The following is a 17,712-nucleotide window of genomic DNA, read 5'->3' as shown; positions in this document are numbered from 1 at the left end:
TTAACGATCGCCCTATACGTCGATTGACGTAACCAGCTGCGGCCCAGATTCTGAAAAGCAATCGAAAGCCCTGAAAAACCGCGTGATTTTCGCCAAATCCATGCTATTCAGGCATTGGTGATTTTTTGGGCAGCACCCCTTATTGGTTAAGGTCTAGGCGAATATGGCACGGCAGCGGATCATTCCGATCAGGCGCGAATACAATCGCTGGGTGGCCAACCAGACCCTGGAAGACTATGCGCTGCGCTTCACCGCCAAGTCGGCGCGACGCTTTTCCAATGACCGAATCTCGCAGACGGCCATCGGCGCCATCTCCTTCCTGGCGCTCGAAGCCATAGGCGGGGCGATCACGCTGAGCTACGGCACCACCAACGCGCTTATCGCCATCGTCATTGCCTCGATCGCCATCCTGCTCGTGGGCGTGCCGATCTCGCGCTATGCCACGCGCCACGGCGTGGACGTGGACCTGCTGACGCGTGGGGCGAGCTTTGGGTATATCGGCTCGACGATCACCTCGCTGATCTATGCCAGCTTCACCTTTATCCTTTTCGCCATCGAAGCCTCGATCATGTCGAGCGCGTTGCAACTGGCCTTCGGCATTCCACTCTGGATCGGGCATATCATTTCGGCACTGGTGGTCATCCCGCTGGTGACGCATGGCATCCGCATGATTTCGTCCTTCCAGATGCTGACGCAGCCGATCTGGATCGTGCTCAATATCCTGCCCTTCTTCTTCATCGCCTTCATGGACTGGGAGAAGTTCGACCTGTGGCGGGCCTTTGCCGGGCTGGGACAGCCGGAAGGCGCGGCGGGCACGATTGCGCCCTTCCAATTGGCGAGTTTCGGCGCGGCCTCGGCGGTGATCCTGGCGCTGATGACGCAGATCGGCGAGCAGGTGGACTTTCTGCGCTTCCTGCCGGCGGAAGGGGCGCCAAAATGGCGGCACAAGATCGGCATTTTCCTGGCCGGCGCCGGCTGGGTGGTGGTGGGCGCGCCCAAGCTGATCGCCGGTTCATTCCTGGCTTTCCTCGCGTTGTCGGCCGGGGTGTCGCCCGAGCATGCCTCGGAGCCGGGCTACATGTATGCGGTCGCCTTTGGCTACATGATCCCCAACGAATTCGTGGCCCTGATGCTGATGGCCGTGTTCGTGGTGGTCAGCCAGCTCAAGATCAACGTGATGAATGCCTATGCGGGATCGCTGGCCTGGTCGAACTTCTTTTCGCGGCTGACCCATAGCCATCCGGGGCGCGTCGTCTGGCTGCTGTTCAATGTGGCCATTGCGCTCCTGCTGATGGAGCTGGGCATCTACCGGCTGCTGGAAGAGACGCTGGGCATTTTCTCGATCATCGCCATGGCCTGGCTCTGCACGATTTCGGCCGACCTGTTTGTCAACAAGCCGCTGGGCCTGGCGCCGCCGGGCATCGAGTTCAAGCGCGCCCATCTCTATGACATCAATCCGGTGGGTGTCGGGTCGATGCTGATTTCGGCGACCATTGCGCTCACCGCCCATTTCGGCGCCTTCGGCGAGACCGCTTCCGCGCTGGCGCCCTATATCGCGCTGGTTGTCTGCTTCATCGCCTCGCCCGCCATCGCGTGGATAACCCGGGGCAAGTATTACCTGGCACGCAAGCCGCGCAAATCCTGGGCGTCGAAGACATCGCTGACCTGCTCGATCTGCGAGCATCCGTTCGAGCCTGAGGACATGGCCTGGTGCCCGGCCTATGCGGCGCCGATCTGCTCGCTCTGCTGTTCGCTCGATGCGCGCTGCCACGACATGTGCAAGCCGCATGCGCATTTCCGGGCGCAGACCCATGCGGTGGCGGCGACGGTGCTGCCGCAATGGGCCATAGACAAGTTGCAGTCGCGGTTGGGCCGCTACGGCATTTCCATGGGTCTGGCGCTGGTCATGCTGGGAAGCACGCTGGGGCTGATCTACTATTTCGCCAGCCGCTCGGCCCCGCACACCGCCGACGTCGTGGGCGGAACGCTGCTGGTGGTATTCTTCGTGCTGGCGGTGGCGGCCGGGGTCATGACCTGGTTCCTGGTGCTGGCGCATGACAGCCGCCTCGTGGCCGAGGAGGAAAGTTCGCGCCAGAACACGCTGCTGCTCAAGGAAATCGACGCCCACGGCAAGACCGATGCCGCATTGCAGCGGGCCAAGGAAAAGGCCGAAGCCGCCAACCAGGCCAAGAGCCGCTATGTGGTGGGTCTCAGCCATGAATTGCGCACGCCGCTCAACGCGGTGATGGGCTATGCTCAGATCCTTGAGCGCGATGCGGACCTGCCGGAGAACCGGCGTGGCTCGGCGCAGGTGATCCGCCGCAGTGCCGAGCACCTGTCGGGGCTGATCGACGGGCTGCTCGACATTTCCAAGATCGAGGCGGGGCGGCTGCAGGTCTATACGAACGAAATCAATATCCAGGACTTCCTCGACCAGATCGTCGACATGTTCCGCCTGCAGGCCGAGGCCAAGGGGCTCGAGTTCCGGCATGTGCGATCGCCGTCGCTGCCGACGCATGTGCGCACGGACGAGAAACGGCTGCGGCAGATCCTCGTCAACCTCCTCTCGAACGCGATCAAGTTCACCAGCGTGGGCCATGTGAGCTTCGAAGTGGGCTATCGGATGCAGGTGGCCAGTTTTACCGTCGAGGACAGCGGCAGCGGCATTTCACCTGGTGACCTCGACCACATTTTCGAGCCCTTTGTGCGCGGCGAGGCGGAGCGCAACCGCTTTACGCCCGGGCTGGGGCTGGGGCTGACCATCACCAAGCTGCTGACGGAAACGCTGGGCGGGGAAATCACCGTATCGAGCACGGTGGGCGTGGGCACGCGCTTCCAGGCGCGGCTTATGCTGGCCAAGGTGGAGCGGCCGAGCAAGCTGATAGCACCGGCTCGGGCCATCCTTGGCTACAAGGGGGCGCGACGCAGCCTGATGGTGGTGGACGACAATGACGACCATCGCGAAATGATGCGCGAAATGCTGACTCCCCTGGGCTTCGATGTGCTGACGGCGGGAAGCGCTGAGGCGTGTCTGGCGAAGCTTCCCGCCCACCCGCAGCACGCTCAAGCGCTGGGTCAGGCCGCAGTGACCGCAAGCGGTTACCCCGACCTGTTCTTCGTCGATATCCGCATGCCCGGCATGAGCGGGTGGGAACTGGTGCAGGTGTTGCGGCAGCGCGGCATTGTCGCCCCGATCATCATGCTCTCGGCCAATATCGGGGACGGCGCCAATCCCACCAGTGCCGATGCCGGTCATAGCGATACACTGGCAAAGCCGTTCGATATCAGCCAGCTGATCGACAAGCTGGGGGCGCATCTGGAACTTGAATGGACGCATGCAGCGCCAGACAGGCCGCCGGCGCCGGCAAAAATGCGGTCGCCAGGGGTGGAGCCCTTGCGTGACCTGGCCGAACTCGGGCAAATCGGGCATGTGCGGGGGATTGATGCCAAGCTGGAGGAGCTGGCATCTGATCCTGCCAACCAGCCGCTTGTGGACGCCCTGAGGCGCCACATGCGGGATTTCGATTTCGACGGGTTCGCCGAGACGCTGGAACGGGTGGGCAATGAGCCGGATTGAGAGGGAACAGGACATTGTCCTCCTGGTCGATGACTCGCCCGAGTCATTGGGCTTCCTCACTACGGCGCTGGAACAGGCCGGTGTCACCGTGCTGGTGGCGCGCTCGGGCGAGGCGGCGCTCAAGATCGTCGAACGGGTGACGCCCGACGTGGTGCTGATGGATGCGGTCATGCCGGGGCTGGACGGGTTCGAGACGTGCCGGCAGATGAAGGCATTGGCCTCGCTGACCCACGTACCTGTTATCTTCATGACCGGGCTGACCGAGACCGAGCATATCGTGCATGCGCTCGAAAGCGGCGGCGTGGACTACCTTTCCAAGCCCATCAATGTCGACGAATTGCGCGCCCGCATCCGGGTGCACCTGGCCAATGCGCGGCGGGCGCAGAGCGCGCGTATCGCGCTCGATGCGGCTGGCCGGCATCTGGTCGCCTTCGGGCCGGAAGGGGCGGTGCTGTGGTCGACGCCACAGGCCAACAGATTGCTGGAGCGGTCGGGCGTCGATGCAGCGGTGCAGCCAGTCATGTCCCGGCAGTTCGTGGGGTGGCGACTGGCTGCTGGAAGCGACATTGCGCCCGGTGGCGGGTTTGATCTCGATGTCGCCATCGCGCCGGGGTTGCAATTTGCCTTTCTCGGCGTCGTGGGCGGGGACGAATACCTGTTCCGCATCGCCCGCGCGCAGGAAGAGGGCCAGGAAGAGGCACTGCGGCAGTATTTCGGGCTGACGGCGCGCGAAAGCGATGTGTTGCTGTGGATCGCGCGCGGCAAATCCAATCGCGATATCGGCGACATCCTGGGCCTGTCGCCGCGTACCGTGAACAAGCATCTCGAGCAAGTCTATGCCAAGCTTGGCGTGGAAAATCGTGCTTCGGCCGCGATCAAGGCCATTCAGGCGCTACAAACCCCGTTCGACCTCTAGGTCGGCAAGGCCCTGCCGCTCATCACAAACAATGGTCAGAACCCGTTTGCGGGAACCGCTGCGCGCGCCATGAGTTGAGTGAGCGAACCGGGCAAGCTTGGAGGACCCGGACCCAAACGGCGGGCTGCCAACAGAGCCCCCGCCTATAGATCGGTGGCTGGCCGCAGAGGCTGACGCTCCTTTGAGGCTGCCCCGGAGGGGCGCGGAACTTCGGTTTCGCGCCCTTATTTTTTTGTCCTTTCAAATAAAATTAATGGGTAATTGGACGGCATTTATAATTAAACTCCAGTTTAAAACGTAAATCTCTGTTATGTATACTGTACTTGCTGATCCAAAGTTTGGAACTGATTTCCGGGTTCAGTCGTGTCTTCTGTGCGGCGTTTTGTCGCTGAAGGAGATGAACTATGAAACTGATGATTTCAGTCGGCGTAACGCTGGCTTTGATTGTTGGGGCCTCCGTGCCCGTTCAAGCCCAATCTCTTCTGGGAGGACTGATCGGCGGCTCTTCTGATCCGGCATTGATTACGCTGGGATCCGGTGATGCCGGCCAATCGGGCCTCGTCAATCTTGGCCTTGGCGGCGACAACCAGGTGCTTGATCTCAATGTCGGCAAGGGGGACTTGGCCAATGCCACGGTGGGCTCTGGGAGCTCGGGTGGGCTGGGTGCCAATGTCGGGCTGCTCAACAATAATGCCCGCATCGGCGTGGGGATCGGTGGAAACGACCTGCTTGATGTCGATGTCGGCATTGGTGGCGGTGGTTCCGGCGGTGGTTCTGGCGGCGGTGCCGGCGGGAGCGGGGGTGGCGGATCCATCCTGGTTCCGGGCACCAGCATTGCCGGCGTGGGCAATAGCAGCGGTGATGTCAGGTGCCAGGGCGTGTCGAGCAGTGAGCTCGAGCGTCTGATCCTGTCGACGCGCGTGGACAATTCCTGGCGCCGGGCGCAGGGTGTGGATGTGCGCAAGGTGGCGGTCTGTCCCGAGTTGCGCGCCTGGCTGGCCGCTGCATTGCAGCAGACCGGCCTTGGCCACACGCTGCAGTCGGCCATTGCCGGCGATGCGCTGCTGGCCGCGACGCTCGATCGCTCGTCAACGTCAGCCGGTCGCGTCTTTGCTGTGAGCAAAAATGGCAGCCGGCTTACAGTGTTTGTTTACTAAACCCAAACCGGCCCGCTCATGTGGGCCGGTACTTTCCCTTGCCGTGCTTGTCAGCTGGCGGGGGCGGTCGCATGGTCGGGATGGATTCGCCAGTAACGGAGATCGCCGTGCCCCCTCAGCCTGACGCCACTGATCGCAAGCTTCTTCGCGAATTGCAGCGCGACTCGCAGCGCAGCGTGCAGGTGCTGGGGGAAAGCGTGGGGCTTTCGCCTTCGGCCTGCCATCGGCGCATCAAGGTTCTTGAGGAATCCGGTTATATCATCGGCTATCGGGCCGAGTTGGACGCCATCCTGCTCGGCTTTGGCATGCAGTTCTTCATCGAAGTCGGGCTGACCAGTCAGAGTGAATCCGCGCTCGATGCCTTCGAGGCTGCCGTGCAGGACATTCCCGAAGTGCTTGAATGTCACCTGATGGCGGGGCAGTCGGACTATATCCTGCGCGTGGTCTGCCGCGACCACGAGGACTTCGAGCGGCTGCATCGGCGGCTGAGTGCGCGGTTGCCGGGCGTGGCACGCATCCATTCCAATATGAGTATCCGCAGGGTGAAAGCGCGGACAGGGCTGCCGATCTAGGCAGTTCTGCTGTCAAAAAAATGGCGACATGCACACAATATGTGCAGCGCCAAAAACTGACGCCATATTGGTCGGAATCTGCTTGCCAGCCAGAAAAGGCTGCGCTTGATTTGTCCCATAACAATTGGGGACGTCAAAAAACATGCTTTCACGCCGCCACTTTACCGCTGCCCTGGCGCTGGCGACCGGCCTGAGTGCCGCGGGCATGCTGCCCGCGCTCGCGCAGACCGATATCAAGCTGACGCTGGACTGGCGCTTTGAAGGTCCGGCCGCCGGTTTCCTTCTGGCGCAGGACAATGGCCACTTCGCCGCAGAAGGTCTCAATGTGACCATCGACACCGGCAATGGCTCGGTGGAAGCGATCCCGCGCGTGGCGACCGGCGCCTATCAGCTCGGCTTTGGCGACATCAATTCGCTGATCAAGTTCCTCGACGAAGATCCGGCCCAGCCGGTCAAGGCCGTGATGATGGTCTATGACAAGCCGGTCTTCTCGGTGGTGGGGCGCAAGTCGCTCGGCGTGACCGAGGATCCTAAATCGCTCGAAGGCAAGAAGCTCGGCGCGCCGCCGCCGGATGGCGCCTTTGCCCAGTGGGTCGCCTTCAAGGAAGTGGCTGCCATCGACGACAGCGCCATCACGCTCGAATCCATCGGTTTCCCCGTGCGTGAACCGATGCTGGCCTCGGGTGAGGTGGATGGCGTCTTTGGCTTCGCCTTCTCGGTGATCCTCAACCTCAAGGCCAATGGCGTTCCGGACGAGGATATTGTGCCGATCCTGTTCGCTGACCACGGCCTCAATCTTTATGGCAATGCCATCATGGTCAATGAGGCCTTTGCCGAGGAAAACCCGGAAGCCGTGAAGGGCTTCCTGCGCGCGCTGGCCAAGGGCTTTGCCGATGCTGTGGCCGATCCGGCCGCCGGTGCCGCAGCAGTGCTGGCCCGCAATGAAACGCTCAATATCGATACCGAGACCGAGCGTCTCGAAATGGCCAATGCCATGAACATCAAGACCCCCTATGTGGTCGAGAACGGTTTTGGTGGCATCGACGAGGCGCGCCTCGCCGCTTCCATCGAAACGCTCAAGATTTCCATGGGCCTTCAGGGGAATGTGGCCGCCGCCGACGTGTTCGACGCGCAGTACCTTCCGCCGGTCGAAGAGCGCATGCTGCCCTAGGGACAACGAGCTTCCTCCTTCTCCCCGCAACGGGAGGAGGGGACCCCGGGTGATTAAGGGACGCCCGGGCTATCCGCCCCGAACCATTCTTCCGAGGGAACGGGAATGGTTTCGGGGCGGGTCCTTTTTTACTCAAGAGCGGAGGCGCCATTGGCCACGCCCCTGGTTTCCATCGAGAATGTCGACATGCGCTATGGCGGGCCGGATGGCACGCTGGCGGTGAGCGGGCTCAACCTGAAAATCGATCGCGGCGAGTTCGTCGCCGTGGTCGGTCCTTCCGGTTGCGGCAAGTCCACGTTGATGAAGCTGACGACGGGGCTGCACATTCCGCAGACCGGTGCCGTGATCGTCGCCAATAGCCAGGTGACCAAGCCGGTCTCAATCGTTGGCATGGCTTTCCAGAACCCGACCATGCTGCCCTGGCGGACGACGCTGCAAAACATCCTGCTGCCGCTCGAAATCGTCGAAAAGCATCGCCACCGCCTGCGGGCGCACAAGGCCGAGTATGTCGCCAAGGCGGAAAAGTTGCTGGAAACGGTCGGCCTCAAAGGCTTTGGCGACAAGTTCCCCTGGCAGCTGTCGGGCGGCATGCAGCAACGCGCCAATCTCTGCCGGGCGCTGATCCACGAGCCGGAACTGCTGATGCTGGACGAGCCGTTCGGCGCGCTCGATGCGTTCACCCGCGAAGAGCTGTGGTGCGTAATCCGCGACCTGCATGCAGCGCAGGGCGTGACCATCGTGCTGGTGACGCATGACCTGAGGGAAAGCGTGTTCCTCGCCGACAAGGTGGTGGTGATGAGCGCCCGGCCGGGCAGGGTGATTTCCGAGCATGTCGTGCCCTTCGAGCGACCACGGCAGCTGGAACTGCTCTATGAGCCAGCTTTCAACGATATGGTGCAGAAGCTGCACGGGGAAATTGCCACTGCGAGGGCCGCAGCATGAGTGCCGTCGAGACTGTCACACCCGTCGCCACGCCACCCCGGCCAAATTTCAAGATCAACTGGGTCCGGCTTTCGCCACTGCTCTATACGGTGGGGCTGTTCGTGATCTGGGAAGCCGGCGTGCGCCTGTCGGGCCTGCCGCATACGATCTTCCCGACGCCGACGCGGGTTTTTGAAGCCATCGTCCAGTACTGGTCGCCGATCTGGAAGAATTCGCTGCAGACCCTCTATACGACCGTGCTCGGATTCATCATCGCCATCGTGGCAGGCCTGGGGATCGGGCTCTTCATCGGCTGGTCCAAGACCATCTATGCCGGGCTTTATCCGATCATGGTGGGGTTCAATGCCATTCCCAAAGTGGCGCTGGTGCCAATCCTGGTCATCTGGTTCGGCATCGGCACGGTGCCGGCGGTGCTGACGGCCTTCCTGATCTCGTTCTTCCCGATCGTCGTCAACGTGGCGACTGGCCTTGCGACCATCGAGCCCGAAACTGAAGACGTGCTGCGCGCGCTCGGGGCCAAGAAGCTCGATATCATGCTGAAAGTCGGTATTCCCCGCTCGATGCCGTATTTCTTCGGCTCCCTGAAAGTGGCGATCACCCTGGCCTTTGTGGGCTCGGTGGTGAGCGAGACAGTGGCGTCCAATTCGGGGCTGGGCAACATGATGGCCTCGGCACAGTCGAACTTCAACGTGCCGCTTGTATTCGCGGGCCTGCTGATGCTGGCCGTCGAGGGCATCGCCATGTACGCCCTGATGGCATGGGTGGAAAAGCGGATGACCGGCTGGGCGCACCGCTCGACCATGGCGCAGTGATCAGGTGAGCGCGTTCCAGACCGAAAGGACCGGTACGGCAAGCGCGCCGACGACGCTGGGCGCAAGGGCAGCGGCGTAGCCGAAGGCCCGCGCTGCAGGGCGTCTGTAGCCGAGGAGCAGGGTCAGGGTGGCGATGACAAACCACAGGGCCATCAGCGGCGCGACGTTCAGCCACGCATAGGGCAGGGTCGCGAGCAGCGACAGATGGACCAGGACCGCTGGAAGCATCAGCGCGACGGTGGTCTGCACATAGTCGTTCTGCTCGAGGGCGTGCGCATCATGGATTGGTGTGCTGCCGAGGGGGGCAAAGCGGCTCCTGCCCTGTCGAATAAGCCCAATCATCAAGGGCGCCGCGACGCCCGCGAGGTAAGGCAGGTAGCAGGTCAGGCGATCCGGTATCGCGTCGGAGACCGGGGCAGAGGCAGGGTAGACGAAGTGTCCGCCCACAATAAAGACGAATGACGCTGCGCATCCCATAAGAGATCCGCGGGACGGGGTAGCGCTGGCCGCGCCAATGTCGGTCGTGCTTGTCATGAAATGAGATTAGTCGAGCCTGACGCCAGGCGCAAATGCATTGCGTGTGGGCGGCGGGTGGCCTTAAGACCACCCGCATGTGCCAGCACTACTGCACGGCCGCCTCAATGACGGCACAGAACTGCCTGTCGCCGGAATTGCCGGAGGGATCGGTCACCTGATCGTCTGCTTCGGCGTGGATGACCACAGCGGTGCCGTCCTCGTCAAAGACATAGCCATCCGAGCCTTCGATCAGCGAGATGGTCTCGGAGGTGAGGTTGATGTCTGCCATCCCATCGTCGTCGGCGGTGAGGTTCGGCAGGTCGCCGGCATGCGGACCTTCGGGGTTTTCGAGGCCATGCTGATGGTCGCCGGGATTGAAGTGAGCGCCGGCGGATTCAAACTTTCCCGTGGCATCACAGTCGCCGGTTTCGTGGAAATGAATGCCATGCTCGCCGGGCTCCAGACCCATGGCGTGGCCGGTTATGGCGACAGCGCCATCGCTCTGGCTGAAAGTGATGGTACCGGCCTCCTGGCCGTTCAGGTCAATCAGGGTGCCCTGCGCTTCCTGAGCGATAGCGGGGGTCGCAAGCAACAGGGTGGCGAAGGACAGGCTGGCAAGAGTTCGCATGGTCATTTTTCCTTTGTTTCCAGCGCGTCCAACGGTGCTGCCTGCCGTGCGTTCCCCAGGATCGGCTCCGCATGGTAAGAGTTGATCGCTTGCCTTGGCCGATCGAGACGCCGACAATGGCGGCGTGGGAGAAGCAGTGTGAGCGATATCAACCAGATCGTGGGCGGGGGACCAAAGAAGGTCCTTTACACCCTAGCCACCATCAACCGGATTGGTGTGGGCAAGGCGGCCAAGGCGCTGACTGCCAAGAATACCTGCAAGGCCTGTGCCTATGGCATGGGTGGGCAGAATGGCGGCATGACCAATGAGCTGGGAGAGTTTCCCTCGGTCTGCAACAAGAGCGTGCAGGCGCAATCGACCGATATCCAGCCGGCTATCCCGCGCAGCATATTCGAGCATACGATCGACGACCTGGCCGAGCTGACCGGGCGTGAAATGGAGCAATTGGGGCGGCTGGGCACGCCGCTGTTCCGGCGCGCCGGGGGAAGCCGGTTCGAGCCCGTCAGCTGGGACGATGCGCTCAATCATGCCGCGCAGCGACTGGCGGGAGTCAATCCGAACCGGACTTTCTTCTATTCCTCCGGGCGATCGTCCAACGAGGCAGGGTTCCTGTTCCAGTTGCTGGCACGGGCCTATGGCACCAACAATGTCAACAACTGCTCCTACTATTGCCACCAGGCCACCAGCGAGGGACTGGCGACGACCATCGGCAAGGGCACGGCGACCATCGAGCTCGAGGATCTTACCGGAGCCGATCTGATCTTTGTCATCGGTGCGAATCCCTCGTCCAATCATCCGCGCTTCATACACATGCTCAAGAACTGCCGTGAACGCGGTGGGCAGGTGATCGTCATCAATCCGGCGAAAGAGCCGGGGCTGGTCAAGTTTGCGGTGCCGAAATCGCCCGTCTCGATGCTCAAGGGTGGCAGCGACATCGCCTCGGACTATCTGCAGCCACGGATCGGCTCGGACATTTCGCTGTTCAAGGGGCTCTGCAAGGCCGTGCTGGAACAGGGGACGGAGGACCGCGATTTCATTGCCGGGCATGGCGCAGGGTTCGAGGCGTTCGTGGCTGACATCAGCGCGCTGACCTGGGATGAGATCACCGGGGCCTGTGGCCTTGCCCGCGACGAGATTGCGCGCGTCGCGGCCGCCTATGGTCGCTCGCAGCATGCCGTCTTCGCCTGGGGCATGGGGATGACCCACCATGTGCACGGGGTGGCCAATGTTGAGGCCATTGCCAACCTGGCGCTGCTGCGCGGCATGGTCGGGCGGCGTTTTGCTGGCCTTTTGCCATTGCGCGGCCATTCGAACGTCCAGGGTATCGGCACGATCGGGGTGAAGCCGGTGCTGGCGCGGGACGTACTCAAGCGCATGGAAGAGGCCTTCGGCGTGACTTTTCCGGAGGAAAAGGGGCTCGACACCATGGCCTGCATGCGGCGGGCCGAAGCGGGTGAAATCGATGCGGCCGTGATCATGGGCGGCAATCTCTGGGCGGCAACGCCGGACACGGCCTTTTCGACGCGGGCCATGGAGCAGATCGGCTTCAAGCTCTTTCTCACCACCACGCTCAACCAGGGGCATGTGCATGGCGTCGGGACGGGTGAGGTGATGATCCTGCCGGTGACGGCGCGCGACGAGGAATGGGAGCCGACGACGCAGGAATCCATGTTCAACTTCGTGCGGCTCTCCGATGGCGGGATTACCCGCATCGAGACGGTGCGCCCGGAAAGCTGGATCCTCGGGCAGTTGGGCAAGCGGATGCTGCCGCATTCGCGGATCGATTTCGAGGCATTCTCGGGCCATTCGAAACTGCGCGACGCCATCGCTGCCATCGTGCCCGGCATGGAGGAGCTGGCCGATATCGACGTGGCCAAACAGGAGTTTCACATCCGCAACCGGGTGCTGCATGAGCCCGAATTTGGCACGCCGGACGGCCGAGCGCATTTTGTCGTGACACCCGTGCCCAGGCTAGTCGAGGGGCAGATGATGCTCGCCACGGTGCGCAGCGAGGGCCAGTTCAATTCGATCATCTATGAGGAAACCGACAGCTATCGCGGCAAGGCGGGGCGCAACGCGGTCTTCCTCAACAAGGACGACATGGCGGCACGCGGGCTGAGCGAAGGCCAGAGCGTGGTGGTATTGTCCGAGGCTGGGCAGATGGAGGGCGTGGCCACGTTGTTCGATCTGCCCCGCGGTTCGGTGCTGGCCTACTACCCCGAGGCCAATGTACTGGTGGGGACGGCGGTCGATCCGCGGAGCAAGACACCGGCTTTCAAATCCGTGCCGGTCGAGGTGCGGGCGTCGAACTAGATTTTTTTTGCCCAATACGAGGGCGGCTGCAAAGTTCGATCCTGCTGGATTGCGAAGTTGTTTGGCGCAATGCACATAATATAGTCAATATAAGTGTATGCTGCACATTCTTGCAGTATTTACGGGCCGTTTACCAAAAAATTCCTAGTATTCGCCGGGGCATGAGGGTTTTGCTGCGGTCGGTCCGGGCAATCTGTTCAGCGCTCGAAGCGTCACTTCGGAAGTCCAGCCATGGAAAGTCGCGCCAAGAACGAGCTCGCCGCCTCTCCCCGCGCCATGCGGGTGGTGATGGAGGGGATCGGGCAGGAATTGCACACCTATTCGGTGGGCAACCTGCAGATCGTCAAACAGACCAAGCTGCTGGCGGTCAATGCCATCATCGAAGCGGCGCGGGCCGGAGATGCGGGCAAGGGCTTTGCCGTTGTTGCCAATGAAGTGCAGCGCCTGGCCGAGAGCGCCGCCGATATTGCCGCGCGGTTCCAGGATGTACTTATTGGCCGGATCAGCTTGGGGCGGGCCATGTCCGGCACGCTGGTCGACGAAATGGAAGGCGCGCGCCTGACCGATCTGGCGCAGACGCTCGTCCAGCTGATCGTGCGAAATCTCTATGAACGCACCGCGGATGTCCGCTGGTGGGCCACCGATACCGCCTTCTGGCAGGCGCTGGAGGGGGACGACGCCGAGGCACGCCGCTTTGCCGCCCAGCGGCTGGCAACCATAAACCGGTTCTATACGGTCTATTCCGACCTGGTGCTGACCGATGCCCGCGGACGGGTGGTGGCGAGCGCCAATCCTGGTCATGCCAAGGCGCTGCTGGGTGCCGACCTGTCGCGCGAAAGCTGGTTCCGTGGCGCCATGAATACCAAAAGCGGCGACGACTATGCCGTGGGCGAGGTGATGGAAAGCCCGCATCACGACAAGCGCGAAGTGCTGGTCTATTCCACCGCCGTGCGCGCCGGGGGGCGCAATGACGGACCGGCGCTGGGCGCGCTCGGCGTCTATTTCGACTGGCAGGCGCAGGGCCGCTCCATTGTCGAGACCGAGGCGGCCCTGTCGCCGCAGGTGGCTGAGCGCACCGAGGTGATGCTGCTCGATGCCAAGGGGCGGGTCATCGCCACGACCAATCCGGACCGGCGTTTTTCCCAGTTTGTCACTACCCAGGACGGGGCCGATCGCGGGAGCTATCTCGACACTGCCGGCAATATCGTCGCCTTCGCAAGGACGCTGGGCTACCAGGAATATGATGGCCTGGGCTGGTGGGGCGTGGTCGTGCAGCGCGCGGAATCCGAAGAGAGCATCCGCGCGTCGCTGGGCTTGGGCGGCTGATCCGGTTCATTTTTTGTCGCGCTCCCGAACCGCAAAACCGTTGCCACTTTTGCTGGAAGCGCTCTAGTCGCGGGGATAGGCCACATAGGCGAGGCGGCGACTGTCCGGGGCCCATGAATTGACGTTGATGGTGCCCTGACCGCCAAAGAAGCTCGCGAGCACGCGCTGGTTTTCGCCCGTCGGCGTCATGAGGCGCAGCAGCACATCCTTGTCGGCGGGGTGGCCGAGCGTGCCGGGCGGGTAGCTGAGGAAAACAACCTGCTGCCCGTCGGGCGAAAGGTGCGGGAACCAGTTCACATAGTCATCTGACGTCAGTTGCTGGATGCCGGAGCCGTCGGCTGCATTCATGCGGAAGATCTGCGCATGACCCGGCTGCGTGGCAGCCAGTTCGGAGTTGAAATAGATCCACTGCCCGTCTGGGGAATATTCCGGCCCGTCATTGGGCACGGTGAGATCGGTGAGGCGGGTATCGGGGCCACCGGCCGCGGGAATGGAAAAGACGTTCACTTGCCTTGCGCCATTGCGCTGCTCGATGGCGACATAGGTGAGCGTCGCGCCATCGGGTGAAATGCCGTGGAGGTAGTAGTGGAAGGGTGTGTCGTGGGTGTTCGACACACGGCGCGGCCTGCCGCCCGCAAAGGGCACGGCATAAAGGTGGCCATCGTCGGAGCTGACATAGATCGTGCTTCCATCGGGCGAGAGCACGTGGTCGTTGTTGAGGTCAGCGAGGTGGCCGGTGTCGACGGCTTCGACCGTGCCGCCAGCGGCAGGGATGCGAAAAAGCCGGCCGCCGGCATTGAATACCAGCGTGTGGCCATCCGGCGACCAATTGGGCGCCTCGATGACCTCGTCGGCGGTGAAGACCACGTCGCTGTTGCCGTCGAGGTCAATAATGGTCAGTTCGGAACGCTGCCCGGCGGCGAGGGTGCGGCCACGGCGGGGAAAGGTGATGGACACTTCTGGGATACACCGCAAAGGAAAGGATGGTCCGAACCTAGGGTGATTTCAGCCGGGCTGGCAACGGGGCGGGGCCCCGCGCTCTTCATTCAGCGGTGTCGGCCTCGCCTGCGCCGGGGCCGAGAAGCAACAGGCTCGGTTCATCGGCAAAGATGCGTCCGGCGACGGCCCTGACGTCGTCAGGCGTCACGGCTTCGATCCGGCGGGCACGCTCGTCGACATAGTCGATGGGCAGGTCGCGCATCTGCTGGCCGACCATGGCGCCGGCGATGGCGACCGACGAGCGCAGCTGGTTGAGGGGATAGGCGCCGATCAGAAAACGCTTGGTGCGTTCAAGGGCTTCCGGATCGGGACCGTCGGCGGCCATGCGCGCAATGGTGGCCCTGATGACCTCGATGGCCTCGGCGGCCTGGTCCGGACGGGTGGCGGTGCCGATGGTCAGGGCATCGGCATGATCGAGATTGACCAGGCTGCCGGAGACGCCATAGCTGAGGCCGCGCTTTTCGCGGACTTCCACATTCAGCTCGGACAGAAGGCTTCCGCCGGCCAGCATTTCGGTCATCAGATAGGCGGCGAAGAAGTCATCGTCGGTCTCGGCAATGCCGGGCCAGGCGAGATTGATCACGGTCTGGGGCAGGGGATAATCCACTGCCATTGACTGACCGAAAGTCAGTTCGGCATCGGGAATGCCCGTGAGCTCAGCCTCCTGCGGCAGACTTCCGAAGACCTGATCGATCAAGGCGCCGGCCGCTGCTTCGTCGAGTGCGCCGACAATGCCGATTGTGAGGTTGCCGCGGGCGAAAATGGCGCCGTGCAGGGCGCGGAGGTCGTCGGCAGTGATCGCTTCGAGCGTTTCCACGGTGCCTTCTACCGGGCGGCCATAGGGGTGGTCGCCAAAAAGTGCCTCGTTCCACATCCGTCCGGCGGCGTAGCCGGGGTCCTGTGAGCGGGCCACGAGGCTGGCGACGAGCTGGGACCGCATACGGTCGATGGCATTCTGGTCGAAACGCGGTTCGGTGACTGCGAGGGTGAGGAGGTCCGTTGCGCCTTCGCGTTCATCTGCCAGCATGCGCGCAAAGCCACTGAAGGAATCCTGGCTGGCCGAAAAGCCCATTTCCAGCCCGACCACGTCCTGTTGCGTCTGGAAGGCGTCGCTGCCAAGCGTACCTGCGCCTTCGTCGAACAGCGTGGTCATGAGGGTTGCGCGGCCCAGAAGCGCATCGGGGTCCTGGGCGGCGCCGCCATCAAAGGAGAAGGCCATGGTGATGATTGGGACGGTGTAGTCCTCGACCATCCAGGCTGTAATCCCGCCCGGTGAGGTGAATTCGCGGAAAGCTACTTCGGCCCGGGCCGGGGCCGCCGCCACGAGCAGCAGGAGGGGTGTCGCGAGGGCCATCAAGGCGCGGCGCAAGGGAGTGAGACGGATCATGGCTGGCTCTCCTCGGCCTGGTTCCGTTCTGGCGGGAGATCGCTGGTTTTGGGCAGCAGGTATCCGGTCACTGCGTTTTCTGGTCGCAGGTATTTCTGGGCAACGGCCTGGACCTGTTCGATGCTGACCGCGCGAATGCGGTCGGGCCAGGCGGCGACATCGTCGATGGTGCGCCCGGTGGTGAGCCAGACGCCGTAGGTCTGGGCCATGTTGCCTTGGTCGTCGCGCGCGAAAATGGTGCTGCGGATGTAGCGGGTCTTTACCCGGTCGAGTTCCGCTTCGGTGATGCCGTCGGCGATGATGGCGTCGATTTCGGCATAGATGGCCTGTTCGAGCGCATCAAGCGTGGTGCCGGGGCGCGGCGTGCCGTAGAGGGCGAATGTGCCGTAGTCATAGGACGAACCGGCATAGCTGGCACCGGCGCTGGCGGCCATGCCCGTTTGCACCACCAGTTTCTGATAGAGCCGGCTGCGCATGCCGTCGCTGAGCACGGCCGAGAGCACGTCGAGCGCCTCAGCCTCACCATCGGCGGCGAGGCGATAGCTCGGCACAACCCAATTGCGTGAAAAACTTGGCAGGGTGACCCGCGCATCGGCATAGGTCACGGTGCGGCTGGTATCCTGCGGCGGTTCCTGGGGGCGCTGGCGCTGGGGCAGGTCCGGTCCGCGTGGCACCCGCCCATAGGTCTCTTCGGCCAGCGCCAGCACGGCCGCGGGCTCTACATCGCCGGTGACGACGACCAGGGCGTTGTTGGGGGCGTAGTAGCGATCATAGAAGGTGAGCGCGTCCTCGCGGCTCAGATCGGCGATCTCGTGTTCCCAGCCAATGACGGGGATGCGGTAGGGATGGTTCTGGAAGAGGGTGGCGTTGATCTCTTCGGCAAGGATCGACTGTGGCTGCGCTTCGACGCGTTGCCGGCGCTCGTCGAGAACAACCGATCGTTCCGACGCGATCACATCGGGCAGAAGAACCAGATTGCGCATCCGGTCGGCCTCGATGTCCATCATCTCGTCAAGCGCGTCGGGCGGAACGGTCTGGAAATAGGCAGTCACGTCGGCATTGGTAAAGGCGTTGGTGCCGCCGCCCAGTTCAGTGACTATCCGATCCAGGGTGCCAGAAGGGTATTTTTTGGTGCCCTTGAACATCAGATGCTCAAGGAAGTGGGCGACCCCGGACTGGCCGGCGGGATCATCCGCGCCGCCAACGCGATACCAGATCATGTGGGTGACGATCGGCGCACGCCGGTCGGGAATCACTACCAGTTCGAGACCGTTCTCGAGCGTAAAATGCGTTGCAGGGGAGGCGAGCTGATCCTGCCCCGCGGAGGGGGCCGCCAGGATGACAGCGGCGGAAACGGCCAGAAAGAAGCGGTGCATGGTCGCGGACCTCCCTGTTT

The 17,712-nt window shown here is 62.8% G+C and carries 14 protein-coding genes; 9 read left to right on the top strand and 5 right to left on the bottom strand.

Going from position 1 to position 17,712, the window contains the following annotated elements; genetic code table 11:
• The first annotated feature begins 163 nt into the window (after positions 1-163).
• The 7 genes from MQW79_RS06140 (at position 164) to MQW79_RS06110 (ending at position 9,147) form a co-directional block, all read left to right on the top strand.
• Positions 164-3,577, top strand: a complete 3,414-nt coding sequence (locus MQW79_RS06140; RefSeq protein ID WP_476587451.1) for a hybrid sensor histidine kinase/response regulator — start codon at positions 164-166, stop codon at positions 3,575-3,577.
• Positions 3,564-4,493 (top strand): response regulator, encoded by a 930-nt coding sequence (locus MQW79_RS06135; RefSeq protein WP_476587450.1) that lies wholly within the window; start codon positions 3,564-3,566, stop codon positions 4,491-4,493. Before MQW79_RS06140 ends, MQW79_RS06135 begins: the two co-directional genes overlap by 14 nt.
• Before the next feature lie 404 nt (positions 4,494-4,897).
• Positions 4,898-5,650 carry a hypothetical protein gene (locus MQW79_RS06130; RefSeq protein WP_476587449.1) on the top strand — a complete coding sequence of 251 codons (753 nt, stop codon included), beginning with the start codon at positions 4,898-4,900 and terminating at the stop codon, positions 5,648-5,650.
• Positions 5,651-5,757: 107 nt separating this feature from the next.
• Positions 5,758-6,222 (top strand): Lrp/AsnC family transcriptional regulator, encoded by a 465-nt coding sequence (locus tag MQW79_RS06125; protein ID WP_476587448.1) that lies wholly within the window; start codon positions 5,758-5,760, stop codon positions 6,220-6,222.
• A gap of 142 nt (positions 6,223-6,364) precedes the next feature.
• Positions 6,365-7,393: an ABC transporter substrate-binding protein gene (locus MQW79_RS06120; protein WP_476587447.1), complete on the top strand. Its 1,029-nt coding sequence runs from the start codon at positions 6,365-6,367 to the stop codon at positions 7,391-7,393.
• 186 nt (positions 7,394-7,579) lie between these two features.
• Positions 7,580-8,335 carry an ABC transporter ATP-binding protein gene (locus MQW79_RS06115; protein WP_476588191.1) on the top strand — a complete coding sequence of 252 codons (756 nt, stop codon included), beginning with the start codon at positions 7,580-7,582 and terminating at the stop codon, positions 8,333-8,335.
• Entirely contained in the window at positions 8,332-9,147 is an 816-nt protein-coding gene (locus tag MQW79_RS06110; protein ID WP_476587445.1) for an ABC transporter permease, read from the top strand. Before MQW79_RS06115 ends, MQW79_RS06110 begins: the two co-directional genes overlap by 4 nt.
• Here the strand turns inward: MQW79_RS06110 and MQW79_RS06105 are convergent, their stop codons facing one another.
• On the bottom strand, positions 9,148-9,489 hold the full coding sequence (locus tag MQW79_RS06105; RefSeq protein ID WP_476587443.1) for a hypothetical protein: 342 nt from the start codon (positions 9,487-9,489) through the stop codon (positions 9,148-9,150).
• Positions 9,490-9,769: 280 nt separating this feature from the next.
• Entirely contained in the window at positions 9,770-10,297 is a 528-nt protein-coding gene (locus tag MQW79_RS06100) for a superoxide dismutase family protein (protein ID WP_476587442.1), read from the bottom strand.
• 132 nt (positions 10,298-10,429) lie between these two features.
• On the opposite strand from MQW79_RS06100, the gene MQW79_RS06095 reads away from it, so the two are divergent.
• On the top strand, positions 10,430-12,604 hold the full coding sequence (locus MQW79_RS06095; RefSeq protein ID WP_476587440.1) for an FdhF/YdeP family oxidoreductase: 2,175 nt from the start codon (positions 10,430-10,432) through the stop codon (positions 12,602-12,604).
• A 231-nt stretch (positions 12,605-12,835) separates the two neighbouring features.
• Entirely contained in the window at positions 12,836-13,930 is a 1,095-nt protein-coding gene (locus MQW79_RS06090; RefSeq protein WP_476587439.1) for a methyl-accepting chemotaxis protein, read from the top strand.
• A gap of 63 nt (positions 13,931-13,993) precedes the next feature.
• On the opposite strand, the gene MQW79_RS06085 is transcribed toward MQW79_RS06090, so the two are convergent.
• The 3 genes from MQW79_RS06085 to MQW79_RS06075 form a co-directional block, all read right to left on the bottom strand.
• Positions 13,994-14,887, bottom strand: coding sequence for a TolB family protein (locus tag MQW79_RS06085; protein ID WP_476587438.1), 894 nt, complete (start codon positions 14,885-14,887; stop codon positions 13,994-13,996).
• 85 nt (positions 14,888-14,972) lie between these two features.
• A complete protein-coding gene (locus tag MQW79_RS06080) occupies positions 14,973-16,316 on the bottom strand; it encodes a M16 family metallopeptidase (RefSeq protein ID WP_476587437.1) in 1,344 nt (447 codons plus the stop codon).
• On the bottom strand, positions 16,313-17,692 hold the full coding sequence (locus MQW79_RS06075) for a M16 family metallopeptidase (protein WP_476587436.1): 1,380 nt from the start codon (positions 17,690-17,692) through the stop codon (positions 16,313-16,315). The genes MQW79_RS06080 and MQW79_RS06075 overlap by 4 nt, the downstream gene beginning before the upstream one ends.
• Between the last annotated feature and the right edge of the window lie 20 nt (positions 17,693-17,712).

This window comes from Devosia sp. Micro-HW1, from assembly GCF_056341075.1.
This window is presented reverse-complemented; position numbering and strand designations above follow the sequence as displayed.

Excerpts from the sequence above, each read along its gene's own strand:
- MQW79_RS06105 (WP_476587443.1), bottom strand. The coding sequence starts at position 9,489 with ATGATTGGGCTTATTCGACAGGGCAGGAGCCGCTTTGCCCCCCTCGGC.
- MQW79_RS06130 (WP_476587449.1), top strand. The coding sequence starts at position 4,898 with ATGAAACTGATGATTTCAGTCGGCGTAACGCTGGCTTTGATTGTTGGG.
- MQW79_RS06090 (WP_476587439.1), top strand. The coding sequence starts at position 12,836 with ATGGAAAGTCGCGCCAAGAACGAGCTCGCCGCCTCTCCCCGCGCCATG.
- MQW79_RS06140 (WP_476587451.1), top strand. The coding sequence starts at position 164 with ATGGCACGGCAGCGGATCATTCCGATCAGGCGCGAATACAATCGCTGG.
- MQW79_RS06120 (WP_476587447.1), top strand. The coding sequence starts at position 6,365 with ATGCTTTCACGCCGCCACTTTACCGCTGCCCTGGCGCTGGCGACCGGC.
- MQW79_RS06135 (WP_476587450.1), top strand. The coding sequence starts at position 3,564 with ATGAGCCGGATTGAGAGGGAACAGGACATTGTCCTCCTGGTCGATGAC.
- MQW79_RS06115 (WP_476588191.1), top strand. The coding sequence starts at position 7,580 with ATGCGCTATGGCGGGCCGGATGGCACGCTGGCGGTGAGCGGGCTCAAC.
- MQW79_RS06080 (WP_476587437.1), bottom strand. The coding sequence starts at position 16,316 with ATGATCCGTCTCACTCCCTTGCGCCGCGCCTTGATGGCCCTCGCGACA.
- MQW79_RS06100 (WP_476587442.1), bottom strand. The coding sequence starts at position 10,297 with ATGACCATGCGAACTCTTGCCAGCCTGTCCTTCGCCACCCTGTTGCTT.
- MQW79_RS06075 (WP_476587436.1), bottom strand. The coding sequence starts at position 17,692 with ATGCACCGCTTCTTTCTGGCCGTTTCCGCCGCTGTCATCCTGGCGGCC.
- MQW79_RS06110 (WP_476587445.1), top strand. The coding sequence starts at position 8,332 with ATGAGTGCCGTCGAGACTGTCACACCCGTCGCCACGCCACCCCGGCCA.